Source organism: Scytonema sp. PRP1 (assembly GCF_036697665.2).
GTDB classification, from domain to species: domain Bacteria; phylum Cyanobacteriota; class Cyanobacteriia; order Cyanobacteriales; family Nostocaceae; genus Kalymmatonema; species Kalymmatonema gypsitolerans.
This window is the reverse complement of record NZ_JBAHYJ020000113.1, coordinates 213,976-238,206: the sequence shown is the minus strand read 5'-3', so window position 1 is coordinate 238,206 and position 24,231 is coordinate 213,976. Positions and strand designations below refer to the sequence as shown.

Below are 24,231 nucleotides of genomic sequence, written 5' to 3'. Positions count from 1 at the left end.
ATATATCTCCTGACATATCTACTCTAGTGCCTGACATTCTCTGTTGGCACGAATAGGCAATATATCTACATTCTCTGCAATATTCATTGATAGATAGTTGCAATACTTTAGCTAAGAAAACAGCCAAATCAAGGTTCAAGGATAAGGGTTTGAAGTGTAAATCAATGTGGATGTGACTATTCATCCTCCATTTGGCATACTTTCACATTTGACAGAACCCTATGCTATATAACAATCCTACTAAATTATTCCTGAACAACAAGATTCCCGGCTTCTTTAAAAGGTCGGAAATCTGAGCCTGTTTCAAATTAACATTACTTTATGGTAAAATTTACCATAAAGCAAGGAAGTATTCTTCTAAGGGCCCTATGCCATGACAAGTTTCCCAAACTTGAACTATGGATATACAAACAACCAGCAACAGCAGAACATAGAGAATCCAGAATTGACACTTTCTGCTGTTGATTACAGCCTGCTGACAGATCTTTACCAGTTGACAATGACAGCTTGTTATACAGGTGAAGGTTTAGAACAACGACGAGCAAGCTTTGAGTTGTTTGTCAGACGTTTGCCAGACAATTTTGGCTATTTGATTGCTATGGGGCTGGCGCAAGCGTTGGAATATTTGGAAAAATTCCGCTTTAGTTCTTCTGGAATAGAGGCTTTGCAGGCGACGGGAATTTTTGCTAATGCCTCCGAGAAGTTTTGGTCACTGCTGGCTGAGGGACGTTTTACTGGGGATGTTTGGGCTGTACCCGAGGGAACAGCGGTGTTTGCAAATGAACCTCTGTTGCGAGTGGAAGCACCGCTTTGGCAAGCGCAACTGGTAGAAACTTACCTTTTAAATACCTTAAATTACCAGAGTTTGATTGCCACACGCGCAGCAAGATTACGCGATGTAGCGTCTCAAGCAACACTGCTGGAATTTGGGACAAGACGTGCCTTTAGCCCTCAAGCGTCTTTGTGGGCGGCGCGTGCAGCGTTGGCTGCTGGTTTGGATGCGACATCAAACGTGTTAGCTGCGCTACAACTGGGAGAAAAACCTAGTGGTACGATGGCTCACGCTTTTGTAATGGCACTATCAGCAATGGAAGGTAGCGAAGACCAAGCGTTCACAGTGTTTCATCGGTATTTTCCTGGTGCGCCTTTGTTAATTGATACTTACGATACCATTGCTGCTGCTCAGCGGTTGGCGGCGATGGTCAATTCAGGAGAAATGAAATTATCAGGGGTTCGGTTGGACTCTGGTGATTTGGTTTCATTGTCAAAACAAGTGCGATCGCTTCTTCCAAATGTATCAATTTTTGCAACTGGCGATCTGGACGAGTGGGAAATCGCCCGACTGGTTGCTGCTGGTGCTCAGATTGATGGTTATGGGCTGGGAACGCGATTAGTGACAGGTTCCCCTATCAATGGAGTCTACAAACTGGTAGAAATTGATGGCATCCCCGTGATGAAACGCTCGAGTGGTAAAGGAACTTACCCAGGACGCAAGCAGGTTTTTCGCTTGTTTGAGAGAGGGAAAGTAAAAGCAGACTCTTTGGGTTTGGCTGCACAACAGCAAACAGAGAAAACAGAAGAAACAGAAAAAACAACAGATAAAAATCTAAAATTTCTTCAATCTTCGGAAGTGCCTTTGTTGCAGCTGTTTCTTAAGGAAGGCAAACGAGTGCAACCCGTAGAGACGTTGGCGGAAATTCGACAAAGAACTGCTACTTCGGTTGCTAGTTTGCCGGATAAGACGCGCCGTTTGGATAATCCTGTGTCTGTGCAAGTGGATATTTCCACCCAGTTAGAAGAGTTGACTCAAAAGACGAAGAACAATACCGCGTAGGTACAGAGGGGATGGAAGGGCATTAGGTGAAAATCCCTAACTAATGACTAATGACTAATGACTAATGACTATTAACTAATGACTATGAAAGTTGCTTTGTTTGGTACGAGTGCCGATCCACCAACAGCTGGACATCAAGCGATTATCCGCTGGCTCTCAGAGCATTTTGATTATGTGGCAGTTTGGGCGGCGAATAATCCATTTAAGTCACATCAAACACCTTTGGAACATCGCGTGGCGATGTTGCACTTGTTAATTACGGACATAAATTCGTCAAAGCACAATATTGGTTTAGAACAGGAATTAAGTAGCTTGAGAACGCTGGAAACGTTGGAGAAAGCAAAAGAGCGTTGGGGAGAGGCAGAGTTTACATTAGTGATAGGTTCAGATTTGCTAGCTCAGCTGCCTCATTGGTATCGTATTGAAGATTTATTGCAGCAAGTACAACTTTTAGTCGTACAGCGTCCGGGATATGCAGTAGATGAATCTAGCTTGCTCTTTGTGCAAAATCTTGGGGGGAAGTCACAGTTGCCAATTTTATTGGTCCAGATGTGTCCTCGACAGCTTATCGTGAAAATGGCGACAAGGAAGCCCTAACACCTCTTGTCGTTGACTATATTCATAAAGAGCATTTGTACAAATGTTTGTCCGAAAATTTGACTTGTTGAACTATGAGCGCCTCCGCTACCATAGAATTCCGCCACCCCTAAATTCCCTCTAGCTTAAAGGAAAAGCAAGGCTTTGAACAATTAGTTTCCATGCTAGGACGCCACCAAAGAAAGATTGCACACCAGTTAAAACAACCACCTTTAGCAGATTTCAAAGTTGGTGTTGATAACGTAATTTTCTCTGTAGATACTGCACAAAATCGACTGCTAGTTTTATTAGTCATGAGGCAGCAGGAGCCATTTTTAAATCATTGGAGTCTTCCTGGTACTTTGGTGTGTCAAGGTGAGTCTTTAGAAGATGCTGCTTATCGCATTATGGCTGAAAAAATTAGGGTAAAAAACCTTTATTTGGAACAGCTGTATACTTTTGGAGGTCCTGAACGAGATCCACGAGAAGTAACCGGTAGTTATGGTGTGCGTTATCTATCAGTCAGTTACTTTGCCCTTGTACGGTTTGAGGAAGCAGAATTGATTACTGATGGAGTTACTGGCATAGCTTGGTACCCAGTAAAGCAAGTGCCGCAATTAGCTTTTGACCATAACAAAATTTTGGCATATGGACACAGGCGTTTGCGAAATAAGTTGGAGTATAGCCCAGTGGCGTTTGAAGTTTTGCCAGAAATGTTTACTTTAAATGATTTATACCAGTTATACACAACAGTTTTAGGGGAAAATTTTTCCGATTACTCTAATTTTCGAGCGCGTCTCCTCAAGTTAGGTTTTTTATGCGATACAGGAAGAAAAGTGTCGCGTGGTGCTGGTCGCCCAGCAAGTTTATATCGCTTTGATGCCGAAGCTTTTGCTCCATTGAAAGATAAACCTTTAGTTTTTATTTAATTGTAAATATGCAAAAAGATTATGAAAAAACCAGATGATTGTTCTAATGTCGAAGAAATTCGTCAAGGGATTGATGCAATATGAAACATTGGCAAAACAAGACTTAATTATTTATATGCAATGTTCTATGTTGATTTATCTATTATCTATTAATAGCAATTATCCATGAAAATGCAGATAATATTAGAAAACGTAGACGCGCAGCGGCGTGCCGCAGGCTACCGCCAAGAACGCCAAGAACGCCAAGGAATAGAGGAAGATTTATTAAATGGAAGTTTATAGAGAATTGGTATGAAAGTCGAAAAATAAATTTTTATTTGATATAAAGCACAATTATCAAAATAATTATCTTGATTATCTGTGTTCCTCTGTGGTTTTACATAAAAATTTCAAAATTTTGCCAGAAGTATAACCTCTAATCCAAAATTCAAAACAAAAATGAAGATTGCGATCGCTCAAATTAATCCTACAATTGGTGATTTGCCTGGAAATGCCAAACAAATTCTGGAGGCGGCACAAAAAGCAGTCTCAGAAGGTGCACGTTTGTTGCTAACGCCAGAACTTTCCTTATGTGGCTATCCACCGCGTGATTTGTTGCTGAATCCGAGCTTTTTACAGGCAATGTCTATTGCCTTGCAACAATTAGCAAGAGATTTGCCACCAGAATTAGCTGTATTGGTAGGAACCGTTGAAGAGAATTTAACAGCGCACGCTCATGGCGGGAAAAGTTTATTTAATACCATTGCTTTATTAGAAAAAGGTAGGGTGCAGCAACTTTTTCACAAGCGCCTTTTGCCAACTTATGACGTGTTTGATGAACATCGCTATTTTGAAGCTGGTTCAGAAGCGAATTATTTCACATTAGATGATGTTCCTATTGGTGTCACGATTTGCGAAGATTTATGGAATGATGAAGATTTTTGGGGCAAGAGAAGTTATATCACGAATCCAATTGCTGACTTAGCAATTTTGGGTGTAGATTTTATTGTGAATTTGTCTGCCTCTCCTTACAGTGTTGGCAAGCACAAGTTTCGAGAAGCAATGCTTAAGCATAGTGCAGTGCGTTTTAGGCAACCGATTATCTATGCCAATCAAGTCGGGGGAAATGATGATTTAATTTTTGATGGCAGAAGTTTTGCCTTGAATCGTCAGGGTGAAATAGTGTGTCGTGCCTATGGTTTTGAACAAGATTTGGTCGTTGTGGAATTTGATGAGGTACAACGAGATTTACAGTTAGGTTCCATATCACCAGAATATAGCTCTGACGAGGAAGAAATTTGGCAGGCTTTGGTTTTAGGATTGGGAGATTATGTCCGCAAGTGTGGCTTTTCTAAGGTGCTGCTGGGGTTAAGTGGCGGAGTAGATTCTTCATTGGTGGCGGCGATCGCTAGCGCTGCACTGGGTCAAGAAAATGTCCTCGGTGTTCTCATGCCTTCGCCCTACAGTTCTGACCATTCTATTAGTGATGCTTTAGCATTAGCAGAAAATCTTGGGATTAAAACCCACACCATCCCAATAGGGGAGTTAATGCAAGGATATGACAAGACGCTAGCTGAGTTATTTGCTGGAACAGAGTTTGGACTAGCAGAGGAAAATCTTCAATCCCGAATTAGGGGTAATTTATTGATGGCAATTTCCAATAAATTCGGTCATCTCCTCCTATCGACTGGCAATAAGTCAGAAATGGCAGTTGGTTACTGCACCCTTTACGGTGATATGAATGGAGGGTTAGCAGTGATTGCTGATGTGCCTAAAACGCGTGTTTACTCGATTTGCCAATGGTTAAATCGCAATGGTGAAATCATCCCGCAAAACGTCCTTAGCAAACCACCCAGCGCCGAACTTAAACCTGGTCAAGTTGACCAAGATTCGCTACCGCCTTACGATATTTTGGACGATATCTTGCAACGCTTGATTCACAACCATGAGTCTACAGCAGAAATTATCGCAGCAGGTCACGATCCAGCAACTGTAGACAAAGTGATTAAGATGGTGGCGCGTTCGGAATTTAAACGGCGACAAGCACCCCCGGGATTGAAAATTACAGATCGCGCTTTTGGGACTGGTTGGCGAATGCCTATTGCTAGTAAATGGGCTGCTATCAAAAATAGTTACAATCGAGTTTTCTCTCTACGGCAATAGCTCCCCTGCTGGATTTACAATGCCTTTGTTGATGTAAAAAGTATTTCTCTTATGGCAAATCAAGGTCCAATCCCAGTTGTGATCATCGGTGCTGCGGGCAAAATGGGTCGTGAGGTGGTGAAAGCGGTGGCGCAAGCACCAGATATGAATCTTGTGGGTGCGATTGATACAACTCCCGAACTTCAAGGGCAGGATGCAGGAGAACTGGCGGGTTTAGGTGAAGCTTTGGAAATTCCAATTACCAATCAATTGGAACCGATGCTGGCTTTTGCAGCTCAAGGAAGACAGCCAGGGGTGATGGTCGATTTTACTCATCCCAATTCGGTGTATGACAATGTTCGTAGTGCGATCGCCTATGGTCTTCGTCCAGTTGTAGGCACCACCGGGTTAAGTCAAGAACAAATTCAAGACTTAGCAGAATTTGCGGATAAGGCGAGTACTGGATGTTTGATTATTCCCAACTTTTGTATTGGCGTGGTGCTGCTGCAACAAGCGGCAGTAGCTGCGTCTCAATATTTTGACCACGTTGAAATTATTGAACTGCATCACAACCAAAAAGCTGATGCTCCCAGCGGTACAGCTATTCAAACTGCTCAAATGCTAGCAGAAGTTGGTAAAATATATAACCAGCCAATTGTGGAAGAAACGGAGAAATTACCAGGAGCGCGCGGGAGTCAAGCCGACGAGGGCGTTAGGATTCATAGCGTCCGTTTACCGGGACTGATTGCTCATCAAGAAGTGATTTTTGGTGCTGCAGGGCAAATTTATACGCTCAGACATGATACAAGCGATCGCGCTGCCTATATGCCAGGAGTCCTACTGGCAATTCGTAAAGTCCTCCAGTTAAAGTCGTTAGTATATGGATTAGAAAAAATTCTTTAAAAGACTCAGCACTCACCACTTAGAACTTAGCACTCATGATAGTCCCACTGACTCGCCAGAAATTTGAACAACTCATTCCTCTAATTGCCACTGGTCTACAGTACAAGTACTACTGGGGGAACTTTTCAGACTTTTTGCAGCGACTGCTCATTTCTGTAGTGACAGTTGCTGTTGTTTTCCTTGTCAAAGTTTTTCTGGGGCTTGATTTTGGTATCGTATTTTTGATCGGGCTAATTGGTGCTTTTTACTGGCTATGGGGACCAGTATTTTGGGCTAGTATGCGGAACGCAAAATGCCGCCGTTACAAGTACAGCGGTTTTCTCCGTGGTCGAGTGCTGGATTACTGGATTTCAGAAGAGTTGATTGGTAAACAGGAAACTGTCGATAAAAAAGGCGATTTGGTGATTGTCGAAAACCGAGAAAAACGGATTAACTTGGAAGTCGGCGATGACACAGGATTTACTGTTGAGTATCAAGCGCCGCTACGGGTTCCCTACAAAGTCATTGCTCGCGGTCAGAGGGCAGAATTATTGGTTATGTCGAATCGGCCAGATTTGAGCAGTATTGACGAAATTTCCGATATTTATATTCCCAGTCGAGACTTATGGGTAAGTGATTATCCTTGTATCCAACGGGATTTCTTTACTGGGGTCAGTAGCCGCCTGCGGCGCGATGAAGAAGATGAAAGACCGCGTCGCCGTCGCCGTAGAGTGGAGAGTTAGAAGGGATGAGGAGGATGTTACTCCCTTATCTCCCCTCACTCCCTTGTTTAAGGGTATTTGGAACCGCAGATGGACAAAGGATTGCACGCAGATAAATACAGATAAATTATCTGTGTGCATCTGGAGCACACTGCGCCCTTGGGGGTTCCCCCCGTTGTAAGCCCTTCGGGCACACTTCGTGAACGCGCAGCGTCTGGGCAGGAGATAGCAAGTGTCCGTTGTTTATCTGTGGTTTCATTTTCAAAAAATTGACTTTTGCTAAAGGTCTTCAGCACTAGGAGAAGACCGACTGAAAATAGGGGAAAGGTAAGCAACCAAAGCACCTATGAGGAAACCGGAAATATTGCGAGTGATAGGGAGCCAGTCGTTTGTTCGTGTGACGACTGGTCCAAGACCGAAGGCAATAAATAAGATTCCCCATAAAGGAGAGAAGATTAAAGCCCATTGCCAAGCAAAAATTTGGCCCTCCTCACGAGGTTGAGCTGCTAATCCACAGATGATTCCACCAAGAACTGAAGTAATCAGAGTCAGAATCCACTGCTCGCGTGGTAGCCCGGGAACAACAGCGCAACCACCCTGACGCAAACAAGTTTTCACTGTTTCCATAGCTTGGAGAATAGCTTGGTCTTCGCCTTCTTCTCGGACAAAGTACAAATTGCCAAAGCGGGTTTGCAATTCAATCCAGAAAGTGCGTGAGAGGAGTTCATAAACCGCGTCGCCGACACTAAAGCTGAGAATGTTACCGCCACGAGAATCAGCAACCAATAAAACGCTTTTGTCATCTAAACCCCAAAACTTGATGACTGCCCGACCTGGACTACGGTCATATTGAGTCAATACTCGCAGTTTCCAGCCGGTTTCGGTTTCAAATTGCTCTAGTTCCTTAACGAGTTTTTCTTCTTGAACGCTGGTCAGAGATTTAGCTAAATCTACAACTGGGGTTGGGGTATCGGGTAGTAATTCAGGATTGTCATAAGCGTATGCGCTGGGAGAATGCGTTACCCAGATTGACCCAGCTAGGAAAAATATTGTCACAAAAGCCAGAATTCGTCGCCAAAAACTATGCTGCATGAGCTTTTTTATACAAATCTCAACACGAAAAGTGCACTTGTTTTAAAAGAGTACGAGAAAAGTGATACTTCTTTACACTTTTTAACTGTAATCTAATCTAATGCTTTAGATCCACAACTTACAACGTGAGTTATATGAGAGTGGGGGCACAAAGCACTGCGCCCCCACTCTCATATACCTTTGCCAGGCTATTCTTTATCAGACCAATTATCAGATTCTGTCTGACGCTGTAAATCTTCTTGCTCAAAAGTGCTTTCCCAATCACCAGCATCGTTGTAATCGTTGTTGATGCTGTAACCTTGCGTATTTGTGAAGCGATTCTCTTGCCTTAAGGCTTGCCGTTCTTGTAATGTTAGCTTTGGTTTTTGAGATGGCGGCAGACGGTCAGTTGTTCGCTTGGAAGATTTGGAGCGAGTAAAGGATTTCCAAGCAGCTTTCACACCGGCCATAATACTGCGCGTGCCGACTTGAACGTTTTGCGCTTGCTTTTTGGCACTATCGAGGCTTTGATCCACTTGTTTGACGACTTGACCAGCACTTTTTACCCCATCACTGACATCATCAGTTAAGTCAGTGATTTCCAAACTGGTCATGCGAATGGCATCTAGAGTGGGTGGTAACTCTTTATAAAGAGTGTCAAATAACTTTTCTGCACTGCGGGCTGCTCTTGCTAATTCCTGCAAAGCTGGTATCGCCGCCACCAAAACAGCAGTGAGACTGGCGGCGACTAGGAGTATGGACAGTCCCAGCCAAAACAGGGGGTCAATCACTTTAATATCTTCTACTAGCTATCTAAATGTTGAGAAAGGGTATCGGACTCTTGTTGAGCATTTTGCTGCTTCACTGCTTGGCTTTCTCGCAAACTGGCATCTACGCCAGCGGCGATCGCTTCCCGCAGTCGATCTAAAGTCTCATCCCAGTTAGAGCGTGCGTTTGCAGAAAGGCGATCTGCTTGTATTTGCACACTCGTTGATATATCTTCTGCCAATTCTGGTAACGCACTGGCAGATTTCTTCAAGAGTTGACGAGTTTCGCGCCCCGTACGTGGAGCAATGAGCAACCCGGTCAAGGCACCGATGGTAGCTCCGATCATCATACCACCAACAAATAATCCAGAACGGTTGTTAGACATTTTTTGTTCCTCTCCTTACACCCATTTTATGCAGGTTTTCACGTCGCAGTGAAATCCAAAAGATTTTATCTTCCTATTTACAGAGACAATGAATGAGTCACAAAGGTTGCCTTAATGTAGGCAACAGGGTACTAGGATGTAACCTAAACTCTAAAACCTACTGCTTCACTCAATCTATAATCTGAGACATTCTGCCTTGTTCCTGTGTCCTCCTATACTCTTTACTTCCTCTTTTTCAGAGGTTTTGAGCGTAACCTCAGAAAATTACGACGCCATACTTGTTGTCCAAGAGCAAGGAGGCTGAAAATCTGCCGTACTCGCTGGATTTGTATCTGTGGTGATTGGTTTGTCTGCCGTAGATTATGAACATTTCGCTGACCTGTAGAGATAGCTACGGGTGCGCCATATAATACCCTATGACTACTACGTTCAGCAGCAATAAAGATATTAGTTAGCCTTGCCAGCCGTTGCTTAAGTTTGCGCACTCGTGAAGCTACGTACAGAAGAACCAGCGAGATCAGTATATTGATAACGACAACGACTGTAACCATTGCTTCACTTTGTTGCACCCACTCCAAGTCTTGCTCGATTATGACTCTAATTGAACCTATGAAAATCGCTCTTAAGTTACAGACAATGTATCGGCTGGTATGGACGGCTACTAAGTCAAACAAATTTTAGATTTTATTTAAGAAGAAGTTAAGGCGTGTTTTTTCAAATCATCCAAGGAAACGACTTCCAAGGCTCTAGGATGGGTTGCTGTGAGGATAACGGGGGGAGCAACGCCAGCCTCAAGAGCTTCTTGCCAGCGAGCAGCACATAAACACCAGCGATCGCCCTCTTTCAAACCAGGAAATTGATGTTCTGGCATAGGGGTGCTTAGGTCATTTCCCCGTGATTTGGTGAACTCCAGAAATTCTGCTGTCATCTGCGAGCAAACAACATGCATCCCATAATCCATACCACCCGTGTTACAAAACCCATCGCGGTAATATCCTGTTATGGGAGAAGAGCAGCACATTTCTAGATCTCCGCCGAGTATGTTTCTTGCCTCTGTCATCGCTAATTCCTTTGAGTTTTTGTGACTTTTTGTGAAGTAAGCCGGGAGATTTGGTTAGACGTTCAAGTCACTAGTCAATCATAGACGGATTGTCCCCCTGGTCTGCAGAGCCATTCAATAGCTTTTTCTTAGAGCCTGTGTACCCCAACATACGTTCGTAGAGCCCCCGTCGGGCAAGGAGTTCGGCATGGGTGCCGGACTCGACGATCTCGCCCCCCTGCATCACAAAAATCTGGTCGCAGTCTACGGCGGTTACGAGCCGATGCGTCACCAAGATGATGGTTCGAGAGCGGCGTAGACGCTGGAGGGTCTCTATCACCCACTGCTCGTGCTTCAAGTCTAGCGAACTCGTGGGTTCGTCGAGGATGAGTATAGGAGCCTTAGTGACGAGCGCGCGCGCAATTGCTAGGCGCTGCCGCTGGCCGCCTGAGAAGTTCTGACCGCCCTCAGTGACCAGGGTATCATACTGCTGCGGCAAGGTTTCGATGAACTCGGCCGCCCCGGATTCGATCGCCGCCTCCCGAATCTCGTCGTACTCAGCATCTGCGCGACCGTAGGCGATATTCTCCGCGATTGTTCCGCTTAAGAGTGGGCTGCTTTGCGTGACGATCGCCATGTGTTTGCGGACGTCACAGAGCTTAAGAGTGCGGACGTCAACGCCATCGAGGAGCACGCGACCCTCCGTCGGGTCGTAGAAGCGCGGCAGGAGATTGAGCAGCGTGCTCTTTCCCGTCCCGCTTGGACCCAAAAACGCCACCATCTGCCCCGGCTCGATACTAGCATTGATCTTCCGTAAGACGGATCGCCCAGGGCTGTACTCGAAGCTCACGTCCCAAAGGGTTAGTGTGCGGGGACGGACAGGAAGCGGCTGCGCGTCAGGCTTGTCCGCGATCGCAGGCGGCTCGTCAATTACCGCAAAGACGCGATCGCATGAGGCTACGAACGTCTGAATCTTGGTAGTGAACCCTAACACCCAACCTAACGGATCCCAGAACTGCGCAAGGTACGCCATGAATACGATCAGATCACCGATCGTCAAGCCGTTCGGCACCGGACGCAAGAACTGATCGCGATACACCAGGTACCCCCCGTAGCCGAAGATTACCCCGCCTCCCAGGGCGAATATTATCTGAACGGCGAGCGGATAAAGGGTTTCCTGCCAATTCAGCCGCATTGAGGCAGCGACGCTTTGCTCGACCACCCGCGCGAACCGGCGCGACTCCGTCGCTTCTCGACCGAAAGACTGGATCAGCCCGATCAACTCTATAGCTTGCTGCATGGTGGAGGTCATGAGCGCGTCGGTACGCTTCGACTTCATCGCTCGACGCTTAATTTCTCCCTCAAAGTACCAATTCGCGAGTATCAGAAGGGGCGTGAACGAAAGTGCGAACACGGTGAGAAGGACATGGCGCGACAGCATGATCGCGATCATCGCCGTAAGGGTGACCGATGCGGCAGTCGAGCCGATGAGTATATCGATCACCCCCCACGGTCCGAGGCTATCGTAGCTCAACCGATAGATTGCGTCGCCCTGCGACTGCGAGCCGTGCCAGCCGAGACTAAGCGCCTGTAGTTTGTCGTAGAGTTGGGTGCGAACCCGCATCGTTCCATTGTACTGGATGCGGTAGTTCAACATTTTACGAAGCATCATGACGGTATCGCTCAGGATCCTGATGATCATCCCGACGATCGCCATTCCGAAAATTCGGTTCAGCCTGCCTTCGCCAAACGGGGCAAGAAACAGCGTATGAATCCAGTTAGGTTTCGGGGTTGGTGAGAGAACCGTATCGACTAGAATTGCCATAGGCCACGCGTTGAGAAGGTTCAAAAGCACCGATGCCCCGATCAGAACCAAGAGCGTGGCGATTAACCATAAGTCCTTGCGGAAGTAGGAGATTGACCGGAGGACGATCTGCATGTAAACGACTAAAGTCTCTTGTAGCGAGACAGAGTAAGAGATTGACCAAGCCCGCAACGGGAGCGGAATAGGAAACAGGGAACAGGAAACAGGTTCAAGGAAATGGGGAAAGAATTAGCTCGCCCAGATAAAGGATACAGAACCAATTCATTCATTAATGGAAAAAATTAAATATTTGAAACGAGATTGCTTGCACACAGTGTAAATACGTCCTTGTTGAAATCCCGTGATTTTAATTATGGGGATTTCCCTGTTGCCCGTTCCCAATTGCCTGTTCCCTTTTAATCAATTGCAATAACACGTTAGAAAATTCCTTCTAGAGAAAAAAGCAATTAGAAGAGGCTGGATATGGTAGCCTCTACGACACAAAGCCAACTAGGTTAAGCATTAATCACAACCGGTCCTAATTGATTATGATGTAAGGCAGGCACGATGCCGACCTATGCAACACAGTCACCTATGCTTCAAAATCCCAGTTTAGAACAAGCGCTGAAATATTACTTTGGCTACGACAGCTTTCGCCCTGGACAGCGACAAATTGTAGAACAAGCGCTACAAAATCGGGATTTAATGATTGTTATGCCCACTGGTGGAGGAAAGTCACTGTGCTTTCAGCTACCAGCATTGCTAAAAAAAGGTTTAACCGTGGTGGTGTCACCGCTGATAGCCTTGATGCAAGACCAAGTGGAATCACTGCGAGATAATGGAATTGCCGCAACATTTCTTAATAGTAGTCTTAACGCTCATAAAGTGCGATCGCGCGAAGAATACATCCTCAGCGGTAAAGTGAAATTGCTGTACGTCGCTCCAGAACGCCTACTCAGCGACAGATTTCTCCCATTTCTCGACTTAGTTCATCATCAAGTTGGCATTTCCGCCTTTGCGATTGACGAAGCACACTGTGTTTCTGAATGGGGACACGACTTTCGTCCAGAATATCGTCAACTGAAGTTACTACGCAAACGCTACCCAAATATTCCCGTCCTCGCCCTGACCGCCACAGCAACTGATCGCGTCCGTGCTGATATTATCCAACAACTCGGGCTGAAACAACCCAGCATCCATCTTTCCAGCTTCAACCGCCAAAACCTTTACTATGAAGTCCGTACCAAAACCAAATATGCTTACGCCGAAGTCTTGGAACTGATTCGGGAAACAGAAGGTTCAGGAATTATCTATTGCTTGACGCGCAAAAAAGTTGATGAAATTACTCTGAAACTGCAACACGATAAAATTTCAGTCTTGCCTTATCATGCCGGATTAACTGATGAAGAACGCAGCAAAAATCAAACTCGGTTTATTCGGGATGATGTGCGTGTTATGGTGGCAACAATTGCCTTTGGCATGGGAATTAATAAACCGGATGTGCGATTTGTCATTCACTTTGATATCTCCCGTAATTTAGAAAGTTATTATCAGGAATCCGGTCGAGCTGGAAGAGATGGAGAACCATCTCGCTGTACACTCTTCTACAGTTACGGTGATGTCAAAACAATTGAATTTCTGATCAACCAAAAACCAGATCCTCAAGAACAGTTGATTTCCAAACATCAACTGCGGCAGATGATAGACTACGCTGAAGGAACTGACTGCCGACGTACAATTCAGTTAGGATATTTTGGAGAACGTTTTGCAGGGAATTGTAGCAACTGTGACAACTGCCGTTATCCTAAACCAGTGCAAGACTGGACAATTGAAGCCATGAAGTTTTTATCTTGCGTGGCTCGATGTAAAGAAAGATTTGGTATGGGTCATATTATAGATGTGTTGCGGGGAGCAAAAAGCCAAAAAATCACCCAATACGAACACGACAAACTTTCCACCCACGGTATTGGCAAAGATAAAACACCAGATGAGTGGCGAATGCTGGGGCGTTCTCTGTTGCATCAAGGGTTGCTAGAACAAACCGCCGATGGTTACGCCGTACTGAAACTCAACGCCCTAAGTTGGGAAGTGATGCGGCGACAGCGAACAGTTTCCATTGCGGTTCCTGTAGCACAAAAGATAACTTGGGAAGATGGCGATGAAAAAGCCGCCGAAGTGGAAATGCTGTTGCAGAGGTTGCGCACTTTACGCAAACAAATTGCTGACGCTCAATCTGTTCCACCATACGTCATCTTTGCCGATTCTACCCTAAAATTAATGGCGCAGGTGCAACCCCAAACCTTAACTGAATTTAGTAAACTTTCTGGCATAGGCAGTCACAAAGTTTCTAACTATGGTGAAAAATTTCTTGCAGAAATTCGCGCCTACCGTCAAGAACAAGGTTTGCCAGAGCAACAGGATAATTCCACACGTTTTCAGGACTTACCTTCAGAAACTGAATTATTGACTTTACAGTTACACCAACAAGGTTTTAGCGTTGCAGAAATTGCGGCAAAACGCAACCTCCGTACGACAACAATTATTCGTCACCTTTCCGATTTAATAGAGAAGAACCAATCAGTAGATTTCAATTTGTTAGTTCCTGTAGAGAAGCAGCAAAAAATTTTACAAGTCTTAGAAATTCTTGGTGATATTTCCCTAACGCCAATTAAAGAGTATCTTGGCGATCGCTACAGCTTTGATGAAATTCGCTTGGTAAGGGGAAAGTGGCGGCGGGAAAGTAAGAAATAGACCTCTTGCATAAGTAGACTTCATCTACGTAGCCTACGGCACGGCTTACGCCTACATCTGCGGTTAATTATTCATTTTTTTGGACTTTTTTTTGCAAGAAGTCTAATGATAGTCATTAGGGTAAGCAGGATGCCCGCCCTATGATGTCATACTAAGTTGCATTCCTGACATCTTGTACCAAGAAAAATTGATATTTTTTTAATACTCAATACTAAGCCTGAAGCCCTTATTTAACCGATAAAAGCTCAGAAAAGTTATGTAACTTTCTTGCGCTGCTTTTGACTCACCCCTGGGTTATACGGATAGGTGCAAGATCTGAGCCTCCTACTAGCGGCTTAAAAACCGCAAGTAACATATGAAAGAAACACATTTTCCTTAAGTCTCTGCAAAAGCCTTGCTATATATGCATTTGAAAATGTGTTTCTTAGGAGCGCCCCACGGGTAGCGATTGCAACCCGTTATGAATGAAAGAAACAGTTCCTCGAAGAGATGGATGCAGGTACATTTATAAGTGTCCTGACAGTTAAAACCGAGCGTTGACTGGTGTGAAAAATGCCCGATTAGGAGCGTGGTTCTGGGTTTAATGGTTATGACATTGGTGAAGGAAAATTTTCCTATCCCGTTTGAGAGATTATTTGCACGTTACCGACCCAGGCAGGACATCTTTGATTAATTATAAGGGTTGCAGCTATGAAATTGCCACCAAATCAAAGCAACAATCAGTCTGTACTGTGTGAAAAAGCAGCATCACATTGGGAGCAAATTAACCACAATGCTGCAGGCATTGACCTAGGTGGTGGAGAACATTGGGTCTGTGTTCCCCCAGATAGAACAGAAAAAAATGTCCGTCGATTTGGATGTTTCACCCCTGATTTAATTGCCATGACTGATTGGTTAATTGAATGTCAAGTGACAACCGTAGCAATGGAAGCTACGGGTGTCTACTGGATTCCGGTTTTTCAAATTCTAGAAGCAAAGGGTTTAGAAGTCAGATTGGTAAATGCTCACCATGTCAAAACAGTGCCTGGGCGCAAAACCGATGTCAATGACTGTCAATGGTTACAGCAGTTACACACATACGGTTTACTGTCTGGTTCTTTTCGCCCAGAAGACGAAGTTTGTGTCCTACGCAGTTATATCCGCCAACGAGACAGCCTAATTAAAAGTGCTAGTACCCATGTGCAGCGGATGCAAAAAGCGCTGATCCAGATGAATTTACATTTGCATAAAGTCATTAGTGATATTACTGGTTTAACGGGAATGGCTATTATTAGGGCGATTGTAGGCGGTGAGCAAGACCCACAAGTTTTAGCTACTCTTAAAGACCCCCGTATTAAAAGCAGTACAACAGAGATTGCCAAAGCTTTAACGGGGGATTATCGTCCAGAACATCTGTTTGTTTTGAAACAAGAATTGACCCTTTATGAAGTTTACCAACAAGAAATTGCTGCCCTTGACTCGGAAATTGAGAAATGCTTAGGTAATTTTCAGCCCAAGACTTCAGATCAACTTCCAACAACTAAAAAAAAACGCAGAAAAAAATCAACTGCTAATCACCCTGATTTCGATTTACGTAAATATCTTTACCGTATGGCTGGTGTAGATTTTACTCTAATTGATGGTGTTGATGCTTTAACTGTGCAGACAATTTTGTCGGAAGTTGGATTAGATCCAAAACGATTTCCGACAGCCAAGCATTTTACTTCTTGGTTGGGTTTATGTCCTGGTCAAAAAATCACTGGTGGTAAGGTCAAAAGTTCTCAAACTCGTCCGGTGGTAAATCGCGCCGCCAATGCTTTTCGGATGGCTGCTTTCTCCTTAACTCATAGCAATTCTGCTTTAGGGGGTTTTTATCGGCGATTACGTGCGCGTTTGGGTGCCCCTAAAGCTATTACTGCTACCGCACACAAACTCGCACGCTTATTCTACTTGATGTGGACGACTAGTGGACAGTATGCTGATCCTGGTATTGAGGTCTACGAGCAACAGCATCGCCAGCGCATGGTGAAAAATCTCGAGAAAAAAGCGCTGTCGTTAGGCTTTGAACTTGTTGCTCAATCTCCAGCCACCGAATGTGTTTCTTGAACACATCGATTGCTAGCAAGCCCGGAGCCTTACACATCTAAGCTCCACATTTTTTTGTCATTTTTAATACATCAGATTGACACGGCGGTGTTTCTTGATTTTGCTCCACCGACGGCGATCGCACCTGGGGAATCAGGGTGGGATGTCTGACGGTGTGCGATCGCCTCCTTTGCCTTTTGTGATCGGCACGAAGTGCCCGTCAAGGCTGATTGCAACCAGGGAAAACATCCCACCCACACCATCTCTTACAACCCTTGCTATATAAGACTTTGATAATGTGTTTCTTGAGAGACATCACTTACACCTCACCCCGCCCTCACGGGCATCCCTTACTTTTCACTCTTATCGGTCAAACCTCTCTCCAAACCTCTCTCCTGCAAGGAGAGAGGCTTTTACCTTAGCCCCTTAGATAATCGTCCTCAAGGTAACAACTTACTATCGAGCTGCATAAGTTAATTTCACCAACACTTATAAAAGATTAGAAACAAAGCTTACAAGCTGAAAATTTAAAAAGTAAAACTATGTTTAAATTCAACAAACAACTGACCGCCTTAGCATTTTTAACACTAATCGTAACTGGCGGAACTGTGCCAGCAGGTGCTACTCAAAATCAAACCCCAGCAGAACAGCTATGTCAACTGCGACAAGGAATTAAACCTGTTTGCACAGTGTTGGTAACTGCCCCAATTGGAGTTGCCATCCGCTCTGGTCCTGGTTCTAATTACGAAAAAATCGGTGCCATCCCTTATCAACACGATGTCAACGTCAGGGTAAGCAAATCTTCTCGCGAGTGGGTAAAGCTTGCTGATCGTTCTGGCTGGATTCATTCTCAGTATTTGCAAAAGGTTGGCGACTAAATACGCCGTCATTGCCAACTGCATAAGTTGATTCTGCTTGCAATTTATAATTATCGTCTGGCAATAAATCTTTACAACATCGTTGGTTGCCCCTGTTTCTTATAGAGGGGGCTTATACCAATTCAAAATTCGCTCATTCACAAGGTACGGCATTAACAAAGCTAGATAAAACTAGGGTTTGGGAGTGTGTATCTGTCGCATTCTTTTTTCAAATTAATATAACTTTAAAACCCAAAATTTAAAGTCTCTCTCAGTGTAAAAGCTGCTCCTCTTCCCTCCCCTAAAAGGACGTAAGTTCGACGAACAAAAAAGCTTAGAAAGCTTGCTCTGTAGGAATTACAAAAATAGGATTAGGAAAGTTTTTAGGTCATCGGAGGTGAGAAGATGCACTAAAAAGAGCTAAAGCTAGAGAAAGCGTTACTTTGTGCCAAGTAGCTGAAAAGGTTGATGCTATTAGCTTTAAGTTGTAAAAATTTGGAATCTACAAAAATTTACATAATAAATCTTCCGGATATCGTATGGATACAGCAGAAGTCAAAAGTCAGAAGTCAAAAGTCAGAAGTCAAAAGTCAGAAGTCAGAAGTCAAAAGGGCTTTCTGTCTGGCTTTGAGACAACTTTGTAGTACTTCATTTACTTGCAATGTGCTGTATCAATGTATATAAGACGTTAGAAAAAAATCTTTCGTGATCTCTCAAATCACAAGAGGGCTTTGTTGTAATGAGCATCTCAAATTCTGATGGCACTCAGAGATTGAGATTTGTTGTTACTTCATGGCAGACTTTCTAGCATTACTTTGTATAACAGGGAAAAAATGGTCGCTAAGAGCAATTATCCCATTTTCGGTAATTTCCGAAATGATGACAGTCTACCTTGTAGTTATTATCATCACAAGCTATCTTTGCAATCTATTTATAAACACCTATGTTCATCTTTTCCGTCATTTTTTTGGCTTCCATAAGCTCCATTAATAGGGTCTTTTTTCATGAATTATTTAGGATTGCCATATATAAAATATAGAGGTAAAAAATAATGTTAAACAAAGAAATTTTAGTAAAAATAGTTGAATATTTTCAAAAATTAGTGCCAAATAATATAGAACTATTCAATGTTCAATTTGGAGATTTTATCGCAATTAAAGAGCTTAAAGTAGAATTAGGAAACACACAACAGATATACAATGCAATAAATTTTAATATAGAATTAATAAGTACCCAAAATGAGTCTATAGCTACAGAGACTCCTACGCAGCCAATAAATACGAAATCAATAGATAAAAGTTTACCAGAAAATACACCAACAATAAACTTTCAAAGTATTCCTTTTACTACTGGATTTCATTTAATAATTAATCATAGGAATTGGTGGCATCAAGAGGTAGGTGAGGATAAATCAGTTTTAATTCGATACGTTAAATTAATTCCTGCATATAAGACAGTTTGGTCTTATGTCAGGACAATAGAAAAGAAAAATCGTTTTGGATTCAAAATAGATAAAAATGGGGAAGTATATGTAAAAATCTGGGCAGATCAAATAAATGGAGTAAAGACGACAGAATTGTCACCACGGTTTTCGCAATTATTTAAATTTGAAGAATACTCCTCTGGTGACATAATACAGTTTGAAAATTTTCCAGAAATAGTCATCTCATTAGATAAAAGCGTTGTTGAAAAGGCAGTTCTCGTTAGATATAACCCCGAACACAGTCAGTCAGAATATTTTGTATTTATTTTAGTGAAGGATTAAAGTGTTATGATATTACAATCAAATGATTATAATGACAATGCTCAGATAAATAGATATTCATTTAAAGATCAAGAAAGCGACCAAATATTTTATTTAGAAGTTGACAAGAATAACGAACCTATTAAACTGGGTGATGGAACTTTTGGTGTAGTATTTGCAGCCTCAAATCGTGTAAATGATAAATTAGCTGTTAAAATTCTTTACGAATATTCTGCTCCTGGTGTTAGCAATGAAAATCCCGAATCTATCCTAGAGAAGGAAAATACTAAATCTACACCAGATGGTATAAAAGAACGTTTTGAAAGTGAAATTCAATCTACAAAACACATTTTAGAACTTAGCCCCGACTCAAAGCTTACTCGTGTTATTAAAATAGTAGGTTGGACAAGAGAGTTTAAAGAATCAGAACTATATCAAGAATTAAAGAGTAAGTTTAGCTCCTTGAATCTCTCAAACTATGCTCTTGTAACAGAGAGATACGACTCTACACTGAAAAATCTTTTAGAAGGAGGTATTGGAAAATTTATAGAGCTACCGAGTGGAAGTAAGCTTTTAAATTCTCGGAAAAAATCAGAAGAAGAAAAACAAAAGAAAAGCGGTACAAATGAAGAGAAAAAAATAAAATATGAGCTTACAGGTTACGATATTCTAAGACAAATGACTTTTGAAGATCGTATAGCTACTATACTTCCGTATTTATTGGATATTGCTCAAGGTCTTGAAACTATTCATAAAGCAGATTTATATCACCTTGATTTGAAACCTGCAAACATCTTTGTTAAATCAGATGGTCTTGAAGTTAAGAGTGTGATTGGTGACTTAGGTTTCCTTTATACAGGGGAGCAGCCAAGATTTGAAGCTTTGCCAGTAGCTAATTTACAACTACCTCTTGGTACCCGTCACTATCGTTCACCCGAACAAAAAGATTATTTCGATATTTGTGATGTAGAAGTTGAAGTATGTAACCACAATGAAGACAATTGTGATGTCAAGCTAATTACTTACGATCCTAAACTTCGCGATACAATTATTGAGAACGATGATTATATAGTTTTTAGTAAGAATAGAAAAGCATATCGTATTCAGTCAATTGTTATTGATAATAAAACTGACAATGAAAATCCTGCCATATGTATTACTTTAAATACAAAAATAAATGATTTAAGTAATGATAAAAAAACGCAAGTTATTTTGTACAAAATGCAAACAATACGAACTGACTTGTTTGGTTTTGGAGCTATTGTATATGACTTAATCACTTGTGGTGAATCACCAGAGCGTTTTTACGAGAACATTAGAGTGATTTACGATCAAGAAGGGAAAAATGTTAAGGATATAATGGAAGACTATCTTAAACTTTCTGATTTTCAATCTAGCGAACCAAGTTTAGTTCAAGTGTTTGAGCCATTTAAACTTAATAAATCCTCGTCATCTTATGCTCCATCTGATATTGTTGAAATTATTTTGCAGTGTATGCTTTATAAGGTAGATAATACCTTTTATTCTTTAAGTAAGGCTAATAATCCCGAACATAAACCAAAAAATGCAGTGGGTATTTTGCTAGAAAGCTTATTAAAAATAACTGAGGATCGTGGTGGCAAGTATAAAGTTAGAAACAGAAATAATCCTCTTTTTGTACGTGAGTGGAACAACGCAAAATCTTCACAGGATATCGGCTTTTTGGAAACCATAAAAGAATTACAAAATATGCAGGCAGATAAGTTGTGGGAACGATTTGGAAAAGGATTTTGGTATTTCGAGCAAATATCTAAATTAGTAGAAGAATTACTTAACTTTCAAGATGAATCTAGCAATTTTTCATTTAGTGAGCTACTTCCAACAAATTTTGCTATTTCTAAGAGGAATAATCTACCAAATGCTCTAAATCTTAAGTTTAAACTATATAAAACAAAAACATTTTATGAGAGAGATTTAAGAAGTGATTTTGTATACACGAAAGTTACACGAGATATAGGAAATCCTTTTGTGCCTAATTATTTAACATTTATGCGTCGAAAAATACTTTTAATAAAAAATGGGAGTAACGAAAAGATAACATATAAGTTTCTTGACTCATCACCATATGGAGATGTTATTGGAGAAGACGATTGGATTATATTAAAGTCAAAAAATAGCAATAATTTATTATTGAAAGTTGTGAGAATTTCTAATAATAATACTATAGACAATGTTCATTTAGTCTCTAGTGATAAAAGTACTACAGAGCCTATAAATATTAAAGACCATATATCTAATAGTGAAGAGTGTATCTACTATAAATATATAGATCCTTGTGTGTATTATTTAAATATGATAGGAATATATATTTATCAAATATTTTTTGTTAATCTTGATAAGAATACACAAAGTAAACCATACATTACAGACCTTATTAACAGTGACATTAATAGGCTCAAAATAAAGAATCAAAATGTTGAAATTAAAATAAAAATTAAAGAAAAACCAGTGGTTGAAGAAAGTTTTAAAAAATTCTTTCTAAAACAAAGATCAGACCAAGACCAGAAAATTTTCAACTTTCAAGAAGTGATAAGAATAATAGTCTCTATATATCTAAAATTAACTTTTACTGAAAGTGAAGACTCTTATTACAAAAAAGGAGACCATGATACCTCTAGAATGGATTTATTGTTTAAAGATATTAAAAAGCTAAGAGAAGCAATAGATAAAGCCACAAATATTGATATTAGAAAATATCCTGATTTTACATTTCCTACTTTTAAAGATGAATTTAAGAGTATTTTAAAACCGTTTAATGAGATGACTTTGGATTTGATAGAAGTAAATGAGAAAAATTAAAAAAGGTAAAATAACTTCTCCTGACAGCAACTCTAAAGTAAGCGTTTAGTAAACAGCCTTAGGATTTTTAACACTAATCGTAACTGGCGGAACTGGGAGCGCCGGTGCTACTCAAAATCAAACCCCAGCAGAACAGCTATGTCAACTGCGACAAGGAATTAAACCTGTTTGCACAGTGTTGGTAACTGCCCCAATTGGAGTTGCCATCCGTTCTGGTCCTGGTTCTATCCCTCTTCTGTCACTTTCCGGAGTAAGCAAGTAGTAAATGAGTTAAATTATCCAGAAGCCAAACCGGGTTTAAATTGATTCATTGCAGCAATTAAATGATTGAATCCCAGCAATAACTTAGAATTGGGTAAAATGTCTAGCCAAGGATAAATCAACCAAAATAGTAAGAGTGGTTGGATAATTAGACGCAGATTATTTAAAGTATTCTTCCATCCGCATTTATGGTTCCATTGTTTATGATTAGAAAAATGAATATCCCTATTTTCTTGTACCTCAATCTCAATTTGACGAGATTGATTTAATCCTAAAAATGCTAAAGAATTTAAACTAATCCGCAGTGTAAACACAAAAAATGATTTCCCACCCTTCGGGTTCGCCAGTCGCTACAACGGGGGGAACCCCCGCAACGCGCTGGCTCACCACCTCTCAATATGTTGGAAATTTGTGAAACGATAGTCTGTCCAACCTAGTTCCTGTTTACACTGTCGGAAACCATATTCTACCCAGGTTCTTAATCCATATAAGTTGCCTAAAGTTTTTTTGAGATTACCTTGAAGGTTTGTCATTACGAAAGAAGTAGAATTCTCCGGCATAGTTTCTGGGTCAGTTGTTATTTCCCAGTAAGTTATGGCTCTTTTTTTACCATAAATTATTTCTCGGATATATCTAGTTTCTGATTTTTGATTGTTAAATGTTCTGGAGAATTTACACCACTTATTCACCCTAATGCTTTGATATGCTGGTAGCCAGACTCCATGATTACAACGAAATTGATACAACGTAAGCTAAGTTATATTCAGCTATCTTTCTAATAAATTGGCTACTTTCACCATATAAGCTATCAGCCAGTACTAATTCAATATTAAACCCTGATTCAATTAACTCTGTAATAATTTCTGACGCTAACTCTATTTTTGTTTTATTTTTATCTGACTCCTTTAGTGTTCCTTTTGGTTTAAATATGTTTACAATTAATGGAAAAGTTATGTTAGAGTAAACTCCATAAGCATTGACTGAAACTATCCCATTATCTACTTTCCCCACACTTCCCAAATATTGTCTTGCCACATAATCAGTTTTTTTACCTTTTTTCCTATCCCCGGTTTCATGTATCACTAGCGTCATTGCATTTCCATTTAATACTCTCTTAATTTTATTTAATCTTCTGATTTTTAATTCATTGACTGACCAATCTGAATTTGCTATAAAATGATGTAATGACGCTCGCTGAGTTTATACTTACTACTTTAGCAATTTCTGGTAATGATTTTCTTTTTATTGGCGAGATTATTCCTAAGTGCAAATATTTGAAGCACTCATAATTTCTTACTTCTTTCAATAGATCTTGATACTCTGCACAATATTCATCTACGATTGCCCTTTGGGCACTGCACTCCGCGCAATCGCAACTGTTGGGTGGGCATAAGATTGCCAAATGTTTCAGGATTTGTAATTCTACATCCATTGCCCTGCTTACCTTCCAGAGTTTTTTCTTTTAATCCTTTTATTCAGAATATTGGGAAAGTGACACAAGAGGGATAATTACGAAAAAATCGGTGCCATCCCTTATCAATACGATGTCAACGTCAGGGTAAGCAAATCTTCTCGCGAGTGGGTA

17 protein-coding genes and 2 pseudogenes are annotated in these 24,231 nt (G+C 41.5%); 11 read left to right on the top strand and 8 right to left on the bottom strand.

Features of this window, described 5'->3' with window-relative positions:
• The first annotated feature begins 373 nt into the window (after positions 1–373).
• From V5G28_RS30520 to V5G28_RS30495, 6 genes and pseudogenes are all read left to right on the top strand, one after another.
• Positions 374–1,834, top strand: a complete 1,461-nt coding sequence (locus tag V5G28_RS30520; protein ID WP_332987141.1) for a nicotinate phosphoribosyltransferase — start codon at positions 374–376, stop codon at positions 1,832–1,834.
• 84 nt (positions 1,835–1,918) lie between these two features.
• Positions 1,919–2,502: pseudogene (locus V5G28_RS30515) on the top strand (nicotinate-nucleotide adenylyltransferase).
• Positions 2,503–2,592: 90 nt separating this feature from the next.
• On the top strand, positions 2,593–3,339 hold the full coding sequence (locus tag V5G28_RS30510) for an NUDIX hydrolase (RefSeq protein ID WP_332987140.1): 747 nt from the start codon (positions 2,593–2,595) through the stop codon (positions 3,337–3,339).
• A 438-nt stretch (positions 3,340–3,777) separates the two neighbouring features.
• The gene (locus V5G28_RS30505; RefSeq protein WP_332987139.1) at positions 3,778–5,481 is read left to right on the top strand and encodes an NAD+ synthase; all 1,704 of its coding nucleotides are present in this window, start codon (positions 3,778–3,780) and stop codon (positions 5,479–5,481) included.
• Positions 5,482–5,532: 51 nt separating this feature from the next.
• A complete protein-coding gene (gene dapB / locus V5G28_RS30500) occupies positions 5,533–6,363 on the top strand; it encodes a 4-hydroxy-tetrahydrodipicolinate reductase (protein ID WP_332987138.1) in 831 nt (276 codons plus the stop codon).
• Positions 6,364–6,398: 35 nt separating this feature from the next.
• Positions 6,399–7,085: a phosphate ABC transporter permease gene (locus V5G28_RS30495; RefSeq protein WP_332987137.1), complete on the top strand. Its 687-nt coding sequence runs from the start codon at positions 6,399–6,401 to the stop codon at positions 7,083–7,085.
• Positions 7,086–7,343: 258 nt separating this feature from the next.
• Here the strand turns inward: V5G28_RS30495 and V5G28_RS30490 are convergent, their stop codons facing one another.
• The 6 genes from V5G28_RS30490 to V5G28_RS30465 all read right to left on the bottom strand — a co-directional run bounded on the left by V5G28_RS30490 (position 7,344) and on the right by V5G28_RS30465 (position 12,266).
• Positions 7,344–8,156, bottom strand: coding sequence for a TPM domain-containing protein (locus V5G28_RS30490; RefSeq protein WP_096565883.1), 813 nt, complete (start codon positions 8,154–8,156; stop codon positions 7,344–7,346).
• Between the two features lie 188 nt (positions 8,157–8,344).
• On the bottom strand, positions 8,345–8,926 hold the full coding sequence (locus tag V5G28_RS30485; protein WP_332987136.1) for a DUF948 domain-containing protein: 582 nt from the start codon (positions 8,924–8,926) through the stop codon (positions 8,345–8,347).
• 14 nt (positions 8,927–8,940) lie between these two features.
• The gene (locus V5G28_RS30480; protein ID WP_096565887.1) at positions 8,941–9,288 is read right to left on the bottom strand and encodes a YtxH domain-containing protein; all 348 of its coding nucleotides are present in this window, start codon (positions 9,286–9,288) and stop codon (positions 8,941–8,943) included.
• Between the two features lie 221 nt (positions 9,289–9,509).
• On the bottom strand, positions 9,510–9,962 hold the full coding sequence (locus V5G28_RS30475) for a hypothetical protein (protein WP_332987135.1): 453 nt from the start codon (positions 9,960–9,962) through the stop codon (positions 9,510–9,512).
• Between the two features lie 14 nt (positions 9,963–9,976).
• Complete coding sequence (locus V5G28_RS30470; RefSeq protein ID WP_332987134.1) at positions 9,977–10,348, bottom strand: DUF2237 family protein; 372 nt, start codon at positions 10,346–10,348, stop codon at positions 9,977–9,979.
• A gap of 70 nt (positions 10,349–10,418) precedes the next feature.
• Positions 10,419–12,266 (bottom strand): ABC transporter ATP-binding protein, encoded by a 1,848-nt coding sequence (locus V5G28_RS30465; RefSeq protein ID WP_332987133.1) that lies wholly within the window; start codon positions 12,264–12,266, stop codon positions 10,419–10,421.
• Positions 12,267–12,725: 459 nt separating this feature from the next.
• Here V5G28_RS30465 and recQ point away from each other — a divergent pair, with 459 nt between their 5' ends.
• Together recQ and V5G28_RS30455 are read left to right on the top strand one after the other, a co-directional pair.
• Positions 12,726–14,882: a DNA helicase RecQ gene (recQ, locus tag V5G28_RS30460; RefSeq protein ID WP_332987260.1), complete on the top strand. Its 2,157-nt coding sequence runs from the start codon at positions 12,726–12,728 to the stop codon at positions 14,880–14,882.
• Positions 14,883–15,572: 690 nt separating this feature from the next.
• Positions 15,573–16,967, top strand: coding sequence for an IS110 family transposase (locus V5G28_RS30455; protein WP_332987132.1), 1,395 nt, complete (start codon positions 15,573–15,575; stop codon positions 16,965–16,967).
• A 71-nt stretch (positions 16,968–17,038) separates the two neighbouring features.
• Here V5G28_RS30455 and V5G28_RS30450 read toward each other — a convergent pair whose 3' ends face one another.
• Positions 17,039–17,170, bottom strand: a complete 132-nt coding sequence (locus V5G28_RS30450; protein ID WP_336231310.1) for a hypothetical protein — start codon at positions 17,168–17,170, stop codon at positions 17,039–17,041.
• 318 nt (positions 17,171–17,488) lie between these two features.
• Between V5G28_RS30450 and V5G28_RS30445 the strand changes: the two genes are divergently transcribed.
• The 3 genes from V5G28_RS30445 to V5G28_RS30435 all read left to right on the top strand — a co-directional run bounded on the left by V5G28_RS30445 (position 17,489) and on the right by V5G28_RS30435 (position 22,385).
• Positions 17,489–17,824: an SH3 domain-containing protein gene (locus V5G28_RS30445; protein WP_332987130.1), complete on the top strand. Its 336-nt coding sequence runs from the start codon at positions 17,489–17,491 to the stop codon at positions 17,822–17,824.
• Positions 17,825–18,854: 1,030 nt separating this feature from the next.
• On the top strand, positions 18,855–19,568 hold the full coding sequence (locus V5G28_RS30440; protein WP_332987129.1) for a hypothetical protein: 714 nt from the start codon (positions 18,855–18,857) through the stop codon (positions 19,566–19,568).
• Between the two features lie 6 nt (positions 19,569–19,574).
• Complete coding sequence (locus tag V5G28_RS30435) at positions 19,575–22,385, top strand: protein kinase domain-containing protein (protein ID WP_332987128.1); 2,811 nt, start codon at positions 19,575–19,577, stop codon at positions 22,383–22,385.
• A gap of 275 nt (positions 22,386–22,660) precedes the next feature.
• Here the strand turns inward: V5G28_RS30435 and V5G28_RS30430 are convergent.
• Positions 22,661–24,078 (bottom strand): annotated as a pseudogene (locus tag V5G28_RS30430) (IS701 family transposase).
• Positions 24,079–24,231 lie beyond the last annotated feature (153 nt).